This is a genomic window from Leptotrichia massiliensis, from assembly GCF_900104625.1.
GTDB lineage: Bacteria > Fusobacteriota > Fusobacteriia > Fusobacteriales > Leptotrichiaceae > Leptotrichia > Leptotrichia massiliensis.
This window is the reverse complement of record NZ_FNVZ01000005.1, coordinates 375,148-388,307: the sequence shown is the minus strand read 5'-3', so window position 1 is coordinate 388,307 and position 13,160 is coordinate 375,148. Positions and strand designations below refer to the sequence as shown.

The window sequence follows — 13,160 nt, the reverse complement described above, 5'->3', positions numbered from 1 at the left end:
TTTTACTCACAAATTATAAAATCTATTATTATATGAAATGGTATAAAACAAAAAAATATTTTAAAAATGAATAAAATTGTTTTAAGCTATAATGATTTTAAGATATATTCAAAAAATATTTATAACTTTGTAAAACAATTTTTGATATAAGTGATTTTTTAGTGATTATAAGTGATTTCTCTCTTAAAATATTTTATTTTGATTTAGACATTCTATTATTAAATTTATATTTTTAAAATTACCTAAATTGAACTTTTAAAAAATATACTGGACAATCAAACTAATTTAGAATCTAATATAAAATATTTTGTATACTTTTTATTTAATAAATAACATATTATTTATTATTAATATTTTTAAGTAAAATTGAACTTTAAAAATATGATTTTATAAATAATGAAATAAAAATTTTCAAAATAAATTTATCACACTCCCATTTTACCATAGAAATCAAAAAAGTCAATTACTTTTTCTCTAGCTTAACCTGTTTTTATTTTTTAATTTTATTGCTTTTTATTATATAGTTAAAATTTGATTTAATAAAAAACGAAAAATATCCTTTTAAAAATTTAAACTTTTTTATTACTAAGTATTTTATTAAATTTTTTTATATTAAAATCTATATTTTTGTGTATTTCATAATAATTTTCTTATATTAAATTTTTCAAAAATTTATGTTTTTTTTATTTGTATCAATACTTAAATTATAACTACTCTAAACTAAAAAAGATTTAAGTTTTAATACTATAATAAAAGAACTTCTATTACAAATAAAATTTTTTACAAAAAAGAACAGTGAAACTTAAAATCTCACTGCTCTTTATTTTTTATATTTTTACAAGGAATATTGTCCTACTAATTTTCATTTCTATAGATTTTTAAATAAAATCATTGACTTACAATAACTTTTATTAACAATTAAAATTAGTAAATAGCTCTGAATCCTATTCCTGCCCTTACATTATTTCCTTTAGTATCATATCCAGCATTTACAGTAACTCCAAATCTTGTGTTATCCACTCCGATATTTAAGTCAAACTTACCATTTCCACGTCTATCTTCTTTTTCTTTCTCTAAGTTATACCATCCAGCTGTTGTATATCCTACTCTTGCTTGATTTCTTTCTTGAAGTTTTCCGATTTCGTTTTCGTAAGCTGCTGTCAATCCTACTGATAAATTAGTTTTTACTGCTAATGGTTGAACAAATTTAAATTCCATTCCAACTTCAGGTTTTACTGAGAAATAGTCATTTCCTTTAACTTGCAATCTCATTTGTCCTGTTTTTTCTTTTATGTCATTAAATTTACCATATTCCATTTTTAATGCTCCATATGGACGTAAATGTGTTTTTTCACTCATTCTTATATCATAACCTAGCTCATTTTTAATAGCTGCTCCATAAGAATGGTAAGTTGATTTAGCCTCAAAAGTATCGTCAACTACCCAAAATCTACGTTTCATATTATTAACTCCTGCAAACACATCTCCTGAAACTGTCCATTGCAATGCACCATTATGATCTCCTTTTGGTGACATTGTCTTGAATACTCCAAGTTTAAGCATTGTTTGATCTTCTCTTGAATGTCCAATATCTTTAAATCTAAATCTATTTGTTACAGCTCCAGCATACCATCCACTTGAGTTACCCATTCGTATTTTTTCATCTTCATGAACATAAGCTACACCATAAGCGTTACTTTTATAATTAATAATTCCTGCTGTGTCAGTACTATATTCATCTCTTGCACCAAATACTTTAATTTTATTATTTTGTTTAGATGGGTTTCTCCACTCATCTCTCAAATATTTAAATTCTTTATCCAAAGTATTTCCAGTTGCATTAATTCTTTGTTGAAGATTTGCATATTGATGCCCTTTCATTTCATCCACAGCTTGTGTAAAGATATGAGTTTCACCTTTACCAATTCCATTAAGTTTATCAAAGATTAATCTTTCTCTTGATCCTAGTGGTTCAACACCGTATCTTTGTTCCAATCCATCAAGGAAATTATATGAATTTTCATCTTTTGCACTTGTGAAGAATGTATAAGGTATTTTTACCATATACAATGTTTCAATAGGTTTTGTTGCACCTTGTACAGGTTGTGCAAGCCAAGTTAATCCTGCTGAATTAATATTCAATGTTGTTCCTGTTGTAGTCAATGAAGATATAGCATCATTATATGGACTCAAGATATTTTGACCAATTTCAATTGCTTTTGCATTAGTATATTTAGCCGCTTCTGTACCAATAATAAGATTAATATTTTCAAGTCCAATTAAGTTATTTAATCCTTGAATAGGATTTGTATAGTTTACTCCTGAAGTATCAACATACATTCCAATTTCGGTTACTTGTGCATTTGAAGTTGTATTTGCATACAATGGCAGTGATAAATCAAGTGTTGTTGAACCTGCTGTTACATATGCAGGCGTTGGGTTTGCTATATTTGTATCCACTCCTGTAAGTGATACTTCTTTTCCATTAATTGTCAATCTTGGTGCTTTTGGAGGATTTTGGATAAGTAAACTTCCTTTTGGCGTTACTATATATTTCTGATCAGTTGAAGTTGCAGAATATACAGCCGCTTTTGTTCCATTTACTGTTCCTGTTTGATTAGCTAATGTCAATGGGTTAACTCCTGAAGCTGTTGGCTCATTTTTATTAGCTATTGCTGACATTGCATCTTGATATATTCCTATTCCTCCTGGTGAAGTAATTGAAATAGTTCCATAGTTCTTAATATATCCACCGTTTACTGTTGCAACTCCTTTAATTCCAGAAGCTGTTCCAGTAGATTTAATAGTTCCATAGTTTACCCCTTCTGCTCCTTGGTCAATATACATACCAGTTGCATTTTTACCAGAAATATCAATTGTACCATGATTGATAGCTTTTGAACCTGCTCCTACAGCGTACATACCTATTGAATTATCTTTACCTACATTAATTGTTCCTCTATTTTCAATAAGCCCTTCATTTGAAATCGCTCCAGTTGTTTCATTGTAGTATCCTGTTGCCATACCAATACCGTATTCTTTAGCAACTAAGTCAGTTCCACCAACTGTTATTGTTCCGTAGTTAATTGCACCTAATCCAGCCGAACTTCTTCCTGTTGAATAAATACCAACATTTCCATTTCCACCAGTTAAATCAATATTTCCATAATTTTCAGTTCTTCCAGCAGTATACAATCCATATGATTTTCCACCAGTAGTTGTAATATCAGTATTACTGTAAACATATCCGTTTTTATCATTTGAATAAGCATAAACTGAATCTGGTCCAAGTGAAGCTGTTAATTTATTTGTTGCTGTACCAAGCAATAAATCAGTTCCTGTTGTAGAATCTACAACATAACCAAATGCATTTGTTCCAACAGTCATATTAGTTCCTGTATTTGTAACTGTTGTTTTCAAAGGATTTGTAGCATCATCTGCAATAAATACTCCTACTGCTTGATTATCTCCTACATTAATTGTTCCACCTTGTAATACTACGTCTGAACTTGATGTTAATTTTTTATCAGATGAACCTGTTGCAAAGATACCTACTCCGTCTTCTCCAACATTGATTGTTCCGCCTGACATAGTTACACTATTTGAAACTCCATAAATACCGTAAGATTTCTTACCAATATTTAATGTTCCTGAAGTTTCTATTTCTGTATCAGCATCATTTGTAAACATACCTATTATTGGTGTAGCTCCTGTTGTATCAGCAAGTTCTAGTGTTCCTTTATTTACAAGAGCTGCACTTAATCTATCAGTTGTTAATCCTTGTGCTGCCACAATAGCAGGATCAATTGAACCATAAGTTCCATACATTGCAACTCCCTCTTGTCCACTTATTGTAATCTTACCTGCTGTATCATTTGTAAGTACTCCACCTTCAGTAATCATACCAATAGCATTCTTACCTGACATTGTAATTTCGCCTTTATTAGTAGCTTGAGTATAAGCATTTCCTATTTTAGCGTAATCCATATTCGTTCCAGTAGCATTTAAGCTATTATTCTTAGCATAAATTCCTAAAGAATTATCTCCATCAAGAGTAATTTTACCACTACTTGTAATATCTACAGTTCCTAATTTATTTACAGGTGAAGATGGACCAGTCGTTCCGAATTTTTCATACACAACATTACCTTTACTGTCTATTCTATACGAAAGTCCAAGAATACCAATACTATCTTTACCACCAACTTCAATAGTTCCGTTAGTTTTATTATCCACTTGTGTTCCATTTGTAGCATAAAGTCCTACTGCAAAATCATTTGGTGTTGTCTTTTCAACTTCAATTTTTCCGTCATTAGAGATAGTTCCGTAGTTTACATACGCACCTACTCCACCATTTCCACTATCTGTTCTGTCTACAGTAATTGTAGCACCATTTGCAACATTTACTCCAGTTGTAGCTCTACTTGTAGAGTTTCCGCTGGCACTTACATCAAATCCTACAGGTACTGTTAAACTTGTATTAATTGAAGATAATTCTGTAGTGTCAAGGTGAGCCTTTAATTGATGTCCAGAATCCACATTAATTATAGAGTTTTGTACTTGCAATCTTCTTGTAAATACTTCACTATCTGAACCTGTTGTTGTATCAGCTTTATCAATATCTCCTTTAATATTTATAGTAGCTCCATCAACTAAAGCATATTTATATTTTGTAATACCACTTGCAGCAGTTACAGTTACACCTGAACCAAGAACTTGATCTTTCAAACTTGGCGTACTATTAGTCGCATTTAATACCATTCCAGAACCTGAAGTATCTTTCAAATCAGCTATTATAACATCATCTGATAATACATTTACTGTTGCATTTGTTAAAGTTACCCAATTATTAAGCCCTGAAACATCTTTTACAAAACCAATAGATTTTCCACCTAATTCTAAAGTTCCATTTGTTAAATCAATTGTTCCTGTATTTCCTGATATATCTGGATTTCCTGTATAAAGAGCATAACCTTCTCCAGTATAAGATACTTTACCGTCTTCTAAATTTACATCAGCTCCTTTTATTGAAGCTACTGCTGTAGATCCATTTGTAACTTTAATAGTGTTATTTTTCGCTTTTATTTTAGTATTTGCATCTGATGCAAATAAACCAAATCCAGTATAATTTTTTGTTGGTTTGTATGTAGCAGTTGCTGAATCATATTCAGTTACATTTGCTCCAGTTATATCTACATTAGCTCCACTTCCAAAAGTATTTGCTGAACTACGACTAATATCAACTTCTGCCCCATTTACAGCATAAACAGCTCCTGTTGTTTGTCCAGTTTTTTCTGGATTTGAAGCATCGTATGCTACAATTGGATTTATAGTACTAATTTGACTTTTTACTTTCAATCCACCTTTATCTTCATGAGTTTTTACTTTAGTTCCATCAGCATAAATATATATTGCATCTGTTGTTGGAGTACTTCCAGTTTCTATACTTTTTGCTGACACAACATTTGATGATGTCCCTTGTGCGAATATAGCAGTATTTCCTACCCCTCCATTTAAAAGCATTTCACTTTCAGAATACACACTACCATTACCCTTAACAGCTATACCAGTATTTCTGATACCTTCATCCATTCGAACTCTACCAAGTCCTAAATTTACTATCGCATTACTATTAGTCGGATAAACTCCAACATTATTTGAACCATTTTCTAAGAATATATAATGCCCTTGCAAATCCATAGATGAAGCTGTATATATACCTGCTGATCCAGATTTTATTAATTTCTTTGTAGTCGGATCTTCTCCTTCATTTCCTGTATTAGTTAATTTTGCCGCAAAAACACCATTAAAGAAACTGTTTGTTACTGGAACATATAATCCCGCACTTTTATCTCCACTAATTTCTATTGGTTTTGCATGAGATTCCGCAGTTGCTCCATCTGTAATTACACCAGTTAATTTATTGTAAGTTTTTCCAGTATTCCCTGTTACATAAGTCATCGTACGTGTCGCAGTTCCTGGAAGAGCAGCACCTACTGTTTCTTGTTTTCCATCTGAAGTATCATCAGAGAAATTCAAATGAACTGCCGTTCCGTTATCAACTTTTAAATATATTCCTACTGATTCAGGTTTAGTTATTTTTATTGTTCCTTTATTTGTAAAACCTATGTATCTTTTTGCCATACTATTATTTATAAATAAAATTGCTGTTTTTTCAGTATTTGAAGTTATATTCCCAGTGCTCCCGTTATAATAATACTGATGTCCTTTCGTTGAATAAACATGGGGTGATACTACAAAAATTCCATGACCATCAGCATCAGTAGAATTTAATTCTATTTTACCTCTATTAATAATTACTCCGTTACTATTGTCTTCATGAATATAACTATTAGAAAAAGAAGCAGACGGACCTGTCATAGTAACTGTACCACTATTACCAAACACATTATATTCATCTAGTGTAGTTCCCTTACTATCAAAAATGTTTGTAGCAACAATATCATTAAAATCTGCAGTAAAGTCTGTCAATGTAGAAGTTGTTATTGCTGTTCTAACAGCAGCAGCATTTATTCCATGATGCACATCCTGATGAACTAATTCTTCCGTTTGAGTTGACGGAGTTTGACTAATATAATTAACAGTTGCATTATTTAGTATAAATGAGCTAGGAGCATTTCCATTTCCAGATGTTTGAAAAAAACCATTTTTGCTAGTTTCAGAACCAGTAATTTGATTTGTTACTGTTGTAGTTGTTCCTGGACCTTTACCACTTAACTCTGGTACTGAAGAAGCAATATTCATAGCAGAGGTATTCACTACTTTAAGACCATCTATTGTATAACTCCAAGTTGAATAATTAGTTTGAGTTCTAACTGCTCTAATTGTCCCATCTAAAACTGTCACACCTTCAAAGACACCATTATTATTCCCACCACTTCCATTGTTTACAGCTAATGTTTGTGCTCCACTTCCCTTTGATTCAGCATTAAGCACTAAATTTATAGTAATACTTGGATCTGGCGGTAGTACTGTTGGTGCTGTTGGTGCTTCTACAACTCTTGGCTCAAACGACGGTAAACTTGCAATCGCCACATTCTTTTGGATATTTGGATTAGTTTTTGTTATTGATTTTGGTGTGATTGAAGCACTTATAGGAATTGCTGCATTTGGCTCGTAGGCAAATCCTAATGTTGTTGTGTTGTTTGCACTTCCTTCACTTATTGGTTTTGCGATATATCTATTTAAAGTTTGATCTCTTTTATAAATGACATTACCAACTTTATTTCCTTTTCCTTTAAAACTTCCATGCCAGTCATTATAAAAATAATTCATACCATATTGCCAGCTGCTCCAAGGTGATTTTGTTACATGATCTCCTTGTTCCATTAACTGAGTCAATTCCAATGTTGTATCTTTGATTAATTTGTTATTTTCTTTTCTTGCTCTTTTAAAATCAGTTCGTATTTGATTTATAGACGTGTTTATTTGATTAACTTGATTTTTAATGTCTGTATTCTCATTTTCTGCAAATATATTATTTGATGCAAAAAGCATCCCTGTCATTAAAAATGTAATTAATGCAGAGTTTGTATATTTAAAATCTTTTGTTCTTTTTGCAAATGCACGTAGTTCTTGTGAAATTTTTCTAAGATTATTTTTCATTAACTCTTTTTCTCCTTTTCTTTATTAAAAAATATTTTATAATTTGTATTGTAAAAACATATTCAAAATTACTATTCATAAGAAATCATGAAAAGTTTTGATATTTATAATATTTAAGCATATATATTGAAAAAAATTTAAAAAAAGTGTGATTTTAGTGATTTTAAGTGAATTTCAGCTTTTAAAATATACTTTATTACAATTTTCCATTTTACTTAAATACTATATTTTAAGTTTTCAATACAAAAATTTGAAATATATTATTTCAAAAAAATAATTTATTGTAATATTTTAACAGATTTTCAAAAATTGTCAATACTTTTTTTATTAATTATTTTTAATTTTTTCGAATTTTTTTATTTTTTGTATTATTATGTTTTTTTCTTTTTATTTTCGTAGGATTACTCATTGTCGCAAAACCTTATCTTGCAGTAAAGGTTTATCCTGATAATCAAAATATTTGGCAAGATTGCTATGCAATAACCTATGAGATTTAGTATAAATAATGTTTTTTATACAAAACAATTATAAATAATAAAAAAAACATAATCCAAAAACTTTTGATTTTATCATCTATTTCCTTAGATTATGTTTTAATGCTATTCTATGTTTAAAATATATCTTTATCAGATAACTTTGCATCTTTTGTTTTAAACATTTCAAGCAGTTTTTCCACCGTCAGTTTTTTCTTTTCTTCACCTTTTATGTCAAAAATTACTTCTCCTGCATGAAGCATAATAAGCCTATTTCCATAAGTTATGGCATCTTGCATATTATGTGTTATCATAAGACTTGTTATATTATTTTTTTCAATAATTTCCTTTGTTTTTTCCAAAATTATTTCTGAAGTTTGAGGATCAAGCGCTGCTGTATGTTCATCTAATAATAAAATGTCTGGACGGTTCAAAGTTGCCATTATTAATGATAAACATTGTCTTTGTCCACCAGATAGCAGTCCTACCTGTGTAAACAATTGATTTTCCAGTCCAAGTCCTAGACTTGCCAATTGCTTTTTATAAAATTCAATATTTTTTACATCTAATCCAAAGGTAAAGTTAAAACGCTTTCCTTTATTTTTAGCCATTGACAAATTTTCTAGCACTGTCATTGATGGAGCTGTTCCCATTGTTGGGTTTTGATAAACTTGCGAAATCCATTTTGCTCTTTTATGCTGTTCTACATTTGTTATATCATTTCCGTTTAAAACAACATTCCCTCCATCTGGAATAATTTGCCCATTTAATACATTCAAAAGTGTAGACTTTCCAGCACCATTACTTCCAATAATTGTTATAAAATCTCCATCATTTATTGTAAAATTCAATCCTTTAAATACTTGTTTTTCTGTTCCCAGTTCAGAGAAGAAAGTTTTATGTAAATTTTTTAACTCTATCATTAATTTGCCTCTCCCTTCTCAATCAATTTTACTTTTTTCTTACCTTTTTTAGTTTTCTGAATTAATTCATTCCATAAGATTACTGCAAGAATTATCGCTGTTATAACTTTTACATCTGTTGGCTTGACTTCCAGTATCTTTATAACATTATCACTGAAATGAAGCCCTTCGTACATATTTCTTGTCCAGCTATTTGACATCAATGCTAGATTTATTATGAAATAATACATTAAAGATCCGATTGTAACAATGGAAATTTCATTTATTACTTGTGATTTTTTCAATACCCCAAGTCCTAGAATAATTGCCGCAAGCCCAATAACAATTGTTCCCACTCCAGACTGCAAATCCGCAACTTTAATATTTTGTGCAAATAATGCACCTGCTAATGCCACAACTCCATTTGCCAGCATTAACCCAAATATTTTCAATCTCTTTTCATTTACTCCAAGACTTACTACAAGCTGTTCATTATTTCCCAATGCTCTCAATGCAAATCCAAATTTTGATGTCAAGATATAATCAACAATCATTTTTATAACAAATGCAATAAGTATTGTAAGCATAAGTTTTACATCTTTTGTATTCGCAACGTAAATTATCAATCCAATTACAAAAGCTATATAAACAATAAGACTTCTGATCATATATTTATTTTCTTTTATTTTATAATCGTAAAGACCTTTTAAAATAAGTAAAATAACAAACATAATTATAAAAGGTATAAAATTCTTTTCATAAGAAATTATTTCATAAATACTTCTTTCTGGTGAGATAAACACATTAGGCATTCCAACAATTCTGGAATTTATACTGTAAAGTCCCGTCATTACCAAAATTCCTGAAAGCAATCCATTAATTTTTAAATAAACATGCAATGCTCCTGTAATATATCCTGCAATCATTCCGCACACTACTGCCAAAATAAGACCCATAATCGGACTTGTTATTCCAAAAAAACCATTTTTAGAAAGTGCAAATGCCGCAAATACAAATCCTCCTAATGGAAAAGTTCCATCTACTGACATATCAGGAAAATCCAGTATCTTATAAGTCAAATACACTCCCATAACCATTATCGAATATATAAACCCTGTTTTAAAAGCCTCTGGAAGACTTTGTAAAAATACTAATAATTCATTCATTTAACTTTTTTCTCTCTTTCTTTTCTGTTCTGTTTTCTCTGATTTGTTATTTATTTCCCTACAAATTCAGCTCCATTAAACATAGGATTTTTTATATCCAGTCCTAATGCCTGTGCTGTCTTCTGGTTTACGTACAGTTTCATTTGTTTTGAAGTTTCAAAAGGAATTTGAGAAACAGGTTTCCCTTTAAGAATTTCGATTGCCATTTCTCCAGTACGTTTTCCTAATACATAATAGTCCAGTCCCATTGTAAACAATGCTCCCAGTTCCACAGAAGAGTTTTCACTTGCAATTACAGGTTTTTTAGCTGCAATCGCTTCGGAAGCGACAAAGTTTGCCCCTGATACAACAAGATTATCTGTTGGCAAATACAATGCATCTGTTACTCCCAATAAATTTTTAGTAGCCTGTGCCAGTTCACCAAAATTGCTTATTCCCTGCAACACAACTTCTATATTTTTTTCCTTGGCAATTTTTTGAATTTCCTGAACTTGAACGGCCGAATTTTGTTCTGATGGATTATAGAGAACTCCAACTTTTTTTACATCAGGCTTTATTTTCAAAAGTAAATCCAATTGTACTGCAATATTTTCTACTTTATCACTTGTTCCTGTTACATTTGGATTCAAAAGTTTTGCACTTGCTGGATCTGTAACAGCTGAAAATAGCACTGGAGTATCTGAAATATTATTTACCAATGCCTGTGCAGATGGTGTTGCAATCCCAAATACCAGATCTTTTTTATCTGCCTTGTAATTTGAAGCTATCAAATTTGCATTTGTTACTTCCCCATTTGCATTTTTTTCATCAAAATCTGCATTTATACCAGCTTCCTTGAATGCATCCTCAAATCCTTTTTTTGCCAAATTAAGTGATGGATGTTCCATGAACTGTGTTACACCAATTTTATAAACTTGTTTATTATCAGCTGACTGTGAACCTTTATTTCCGCTGACAGTATTGCTTTCGTTGTTTCCACATGCCAATACCATTAATAAACTTATAACTACTAATAATATTTTTTTCATTTCTCTTCCTTTCCTATTATCTCGCTAAATCTTTTTATCAAAATTTTATTGAACAATCTGTGCTTTGGCTTTTACATCTTCAGGCAACGAAATTCCAAGCGTCTTAAGAGTATTTCCATTTACCACAATTTCATTTAAAGGCATTGTCTTAAACTGTATTTCAGCTGGTTTTTTACCATTTTTCAAAATTTCAATTGCCATTTTACCAGCTTCTTTTCCTATTTCATAATAACTTACACCTTGTGTAATCAAAGCTCCGCCTTTTACATGAGCCGCTTCCCCACCAAATACTATTTTTTTAGCTGCGGTTGCTTTATCTGTAATCAAGCTTACAACAGATGCCACAAGATTATCTGTTGGCAAATAAATTGCATCTGTTTCCCTAACTAGATTATCTACCGCCTGAGGTATTTCATTTGCTTGAACAATACTTTTTTCAACAATATTTATTCCTAGTTCCTTTGCCGCATTTTTCAAATCTTCCACTTGAACCTTTGAATTTTGTTCCGAAGAATTGTAAAGTACTCCAACTGTCTTTATTTTTGAATCTAATTTTAACAGTAATCCCAATTGCTGTTTTACATCCATTCTGTCACTTACACCCGTTACATTATCTTTCAAAATTCCAGCTGATTGCGGATCTGTAATTGCTGCAAATACAACAGGTATATCATTTGTAGCCTGTGCTGCCGGCTGAGCTGCATTTGTCGCAATTGCAAATATTAAATCTTCTTTTGAACTAACAAAGTTATTAGCAATCAAATTTGCATTAGCTGTTTCTCCATTTGCATTTTTCTCATCAAAATCAGCTTCAATTCCTGCTTCCTTAAAAGCAGCCTTAAATCCTTCCCTTGCACTGTCAAGTGCTGGATGTGATGCAATCTGTGTAATTCCAATTCTATACTTCTTAGAGCTTGTCCCAGCTCCACTGCTACCTTTATTCTCACTACCTGAATTTCCACAGCTTAAAACCATAAGTGTCAACGCACTAATTAAAATCAATAATTTTCTCATCAATTTTTCCTCTCTTTCCTACTATCCTACAAATTTTCTCAAAACATTCAAAATAATTTTTTTAAATCTATTTTAAAGTTTTGAGTTAATAAAATATTATCCTTTCAGCAAAATTAGATAATATTTTTTCCTACTATAAAATAATAACATTTTTTTCTCTTTAAAGCAATATTATTATTTCCTTTTAATAACTTTTTTGATTTATTTTTTCATTTTTAAATTAAATAAAATCTTCTTTAATTTTTATTTTATTTGATTAATAAATATTTTTTCTTGATTTTATTTTTTGTTTTAGTTAAATCAATTGTTTTAATTAAACTAAAAATGTCATGATTTTTTGGAAATAAAAATTTCTGTTTGAGCAAAGCGAGTTTAATTTTTATTTTCAAAAAATTCTTAGACAAGCCGGGATTGCAAAGGGGATGGCGACTGTTCCCCTTTGCTTTAAAACAAAGAAAAACTAAAAAATTATGAAAAACATTTTTTTATCATTAAAACTTAAAATTACAATAAATGTTTATCTAAATAATTAAAAATAAAACAAAAAAAACTATCTTGAAAAAATAAACAATCTTCAAGATAGCTTTAATTTATTAAAAATAGAATATTTTATTATTTAGCGTCAGCAACTTTATCAGCTAATTTTTTCCCAACTTTGAATTTTACAACTTTTTTAGCTTTTATTTTGATTGGTTTTCCAGTTGATGGATTTCTTCCTTCTCTAGCAGCTCTTTCTTTTACTTCAAAAGTTCCCCAACCTACAAATTGGATACTTTCACCTTTTACTAAGAATTCTTCTGCTGTTCCTAAAAAAGCATTTACTAACTCTTCAGCTCTTTTCTTAGTTTCTCCAGTTGCTTTTGCATAAGCATCTACAAATTCTTTTTTTGACATTATATCTCCTCCAAACTTTTTATTACATCATTTACTATATGTTACCACATTTTCAGT

Annotated in this window: 6 protein-coding genes; all 6 read right to left on the bottom strand. The window is 30.1% G+C overall.

Features of this window, described 5'->3' with window-relative positions:
* Window positions 1-924: 924 nt before the first annotated feature.
* The 6 genes from BQ5344_RS05790 to BQ5344_RS05765 all read right to left on the bottom strand — a co-directional run bounded on the left by BQ5344_RS05790 (window position 925) and on the right by BQ5344_RS05765 (window position 13,103).
* A complete protein-coding gene (locus tag BQ5344_RS05790; RefSeq protein ID WP_071124530.1) occupies window positions 925-7,626 on the bottom strand; it encodes an autotransporter-associated N-terminal domain-containing protein in 6,702 nt (2,233 codons plus the stop codon).
* A 610-nt stretch (window positions 7,627-8,236) separates the two neighbouring features.
* The gene (locus BQ5344_RS05785; RefSeq protein WP_006803559.1) at window positions 8,237-9,022 is read right to left on the bottom strand and encodes an ABC transporter ATP-binding protein; all 786 of its coding nucleotides are present in this window, start codon (window positions 9,020-9,022) and stop codon (window positions 8,237-8,239) included.
* Window positions 9,022-10,167, bottom strand: a complete 1,146-nt coding sequence (locus tag BQ5344_RS05780) for an ABC transporter permease (protein WP_071124529.1) — start codon at window positions 10,165-10,167, stop codon at window positions 9,022-9,024. Before BQ5344_RS05780 ends, BQ5344_RS05785 begins: the two co-directional genes overlap by 1 nt.
* A 50-nt stretch (window positions 10,168-10,217) precedes the next feature.
* On the bottom strand, window positions 10,218-11,195 hold the full coding sequence (locus BQ5344_RS05775) for an ABC transporter substrate-binding protein (protein ID WP_071124528.1): 978 nt from the start codon (window positions 11,193-11,195) through the stop codon (window positions 10,218-10,220).
* Between the two features lie 45 nt (window positions 11,196-11,240).
* A complete protein-coding gene (locus BQ5344_RS05770; RefSeq protein ID WP_071124527.1) occupies window positions 11,241-12,209 on the bottom strand; it encodes an ABC transporter substrate-binding protein in 969 nt (322 codons plus the stop codon).
* A 612-nt stretch (window positions 12,210-12,821) separates the two neighbouring features.
* Complete coding sequence (locus tag BQ5344_RS05765; protein WP_021768153.1) at window positions 12,822-13,103, bottom strand: HU family DNA-binding protein; 282 nt, start codon at window positions 13,101-13,103, stop codon at window positions 12,822-12,824.
* Between the last annotated feature and the right edge of the window lie 57 nt (window positions 13,104-13,160).

What these genes read in the sequence shown, in the direction of transcription:
- BQ5344_RS05790 (WP_071124530.1), bottom strand. Translation starts at nt 7,626, where the DNA reads ATGAAAAATAATCTTAGAAAAATTTCACAAGAACTACGTGCATTTGCA.
- BQ5344_RS05785 (WP_006803559.1), bottom strand. Translation starts at nt 9,022, where the DNA reads ATGATAGAGTTAAAAAATTTACATAAAACTTTCTTCTCTGAACTGGGA.
- BQ5344_RS05780 (WP_071124529.1), bottom strand. Translation starts at nt 10,167, where the DNA reads ATGAATGAATTATTAGTATTTTTACAAAGTCTTCCAGAGGCTTTTAAA.
- BQ5344_RS05775 (WP_071124528.1), bottom strand. Translation starts at nt 11,195, where the DNA reads ATGAAAAAAATATTATTAGTAGTTATAAGTTTATTAATGGTATTGGCA.
- BQ5344_RS05770 (WP_071124527.1), bottom strand. Translation starts at nt 12,209, where the DNA reads ATGAGAAAATTATTGATTTTAATTAGTGCGTTGACACTTATGGTTTTA.
- BQ5344_RS05765 (WP_021768153.1), bottom strand. Translation starts at nt 13,103, where the DNA reads ATGTCAAAAAAAGAATTTGTAGATGCTTATGCAAAAGCAACTGGAGAA.